2 protein-coding genes are annotated in these 2028 nt (G+C 73.3%); one reads left to right on the top strand and one right to left on the bottom strand.

The annotated features are described in order from the left end of the window. On the top strand, nucleotides 1-526 hold a 526-nt coding region (locus KBX53_RS31120), incomplete at its 5' end, for an ATP-dependent DNA helicase (RefSeq protein WP_305797991.1). A 252-nt stretch (nucleotides 527-778) separates the two neighbouring features. Here the strand turns inward: KBX53_RS31120 and KBX53_RS31115 are convergent. Then, nucleotides 779-1993, bottom strand: coding sequence for an AI-2E family transporter (locus tag KBX53_RS31115; protein WP_247676484.1), 1215 nt, complete (start codon nucleotides 1991-1993; stop codon nucleotides 779-781). Nucleotides 1994-2028: the final 35 nt, after the last annotated feature.

Genomic DNA, 2028 nt, shown 5'->3' with positions numbered 1-2028 from the left:
CGGGGGTCGGACTCTCGGGCTCTTCTCCTCACGGCGGGCCGCGCAGCAGGCGGCGGAGCTGTTGCGCGCGCGGACCGACCTGCCGGTGCTGCTCCAGGGCGAGGAGGCGTTGCCGCTGCTGGTGCGTCGCTTCCGAGAGGAGCGCGCCAGCTGCCTGTTCGGGGTGATGTCGCTCTGGCAGGGGGTGGACGTGCCGGGTGACGCCTGTCAGCTCGTGGTCATCGACCGGCTGCCCTTCCCCCGCCCGGACGAACCACTGGCGGCGGCCCGCGCGGCGGCGGTGGACGCGGGCGGCGGTTCGGGCTTCGCGGCGGTCAGCGTGCCGATCGCGGCGGTCCGGCTGGCGCAGGGCGTCGGCCGGCTGATCCGGGCGACCGGCGACAAGGGTGTGGTCGCGGTGCTCGACTCCCGGCTGGAGACGGCCCGGGGCTACGGGCCGTTCCTGCGGCGCTCGCTGCCACCGTTCTGGTACACGACCCGCCCCGAGGTGGCCCGCGGCGCCCTGGAGCGCCTGGCCAAGTCCTGACCCGCAGCGTCCACCCTCGCCCCTCGCGCCACGTCCCGCCGCCAGGCCCCGCCGTCCTCCGCCGGGCCGCCCCGCCCTCCGCCGGGCCGCCCCGCCGCACGGCGCACGGCGCACGGCCAAGATCGCGCTACAACAGGGAAAGAGTGGCCTCCCGCACAGGGGAGGCCACTCTTTTCCATGTTCGTGCGTGATCAGGCGGTCGACGGCGTGACCCAGCGGGTCCGGGCGCACAAGGCGCGGGCGCGCCCGGAGCTAGGGGGCCTGGGCGGCGACCACCACGGCGTCGGGCGGGGTGTCCGGGACCCTCCGGGCGGCGAGCCTGCGGACGGCGGTGTTCAGCACCGCGATGAGCGGCACGGAGACCAGCGCGCCGGTGATGCCGGCGAGCACCACACCGGCGGCGATGCCGATGATCACCGCGAGCGGGTGGAGGGCGACCGCCCGGCCCATGATCAACGGCTGGAGCACGTGGCCCTCGATCTGCTGCACGCCGATCACCGCGCCAAGGATGATCAACGCGGTGACCGGGCCGCTGTCGACGAGGGCCACCAGCACCGCCACGCCGCCGGAGAGCGCCGCACCGACGATCGGGATGAACGCGCCGAGGAAGACCAGCGCGGCCAGCGGGAAGGCGAACGGAATGTCGAAGACGACCAGGAAGATGCCGATGCCGACCGCGTCGATGAAGGCGACCAGCACGGTCGCGCGGACGTAGGCGCCGAGCGTGTGCCAGGAGGCACGACCCGCGTCGTCGACCTTCCACCGGGCGGCCACCGGCAGCAGCCGGACCAGGAAGCGCCAGATCCGGTTGCCGTCGCGCAGGAAGAAGAACGTCGCGAAGAGCACCAGCAGCGTGCCGGTCAGCACCTCGGCCAGCGTCGCGGCGGTGCTCAGGGCGCCACTTGTCAGATTGGAGGTGTTGGAGTTGATCCAGGCCTGCGCCTCGTCGATGTAGCGGTCGAGCTGAGTGTCCGAGAGGTGCAGCGGCCCCGTCTTCAGCCAGTTCTGGATCTGCCGGACACCCTCCGACGACTTCTCGCTCAGCTCCGGTACGCCACGAATGAACTCGTTGACCACCAGCGTCAGCGTGCCGATCACCGCGGCCAGGCCGCCGACCAGCACCACAGCGGTCGCCAGCGACCGGGGGAACCGGATCCGCAGCAGCCAGCCCACCGCCGGCGCGAGCAGCGCCGAGAGCAGCAGCGCGATGGCCAGCGGAATGATCACGATCTTGATCGTGCCGACGATCCGCAGCAGGGCCCAGGCCACCACGCCGATCACGATCAGTCGCCAACACCACGCGGCGGCGATCCGCAGCCCGTGCGGAACGTCGGCGTCGTCCCGGCTGGACGTGGAGCTGTGCAGGTCCACCGGTGGTTCCGCGCCGTAGACAGTGGCGCTCGTCGGCGCGGTCGGCCCCGGCACGGCCGGCGATGCCACCCGGGCGGCCGGCGACGCGTCGTTCAGCGCGTCATCCGCCGCGCCCTCGTCGGCGCGCGCCG

Origin of the sequence: Micromonospora sp. M51, from assembly GCF_018070305.1 — a bacterium.
GTDB lineage: Bacteria > Actinomycetota > Actinomycetes > Mycobacteriales > Micromonosporaceae > Micromonospora > Micromonospora parva.
This window is presented reverse-complemented; position numbering and strand designations above follow the sequence as displayed.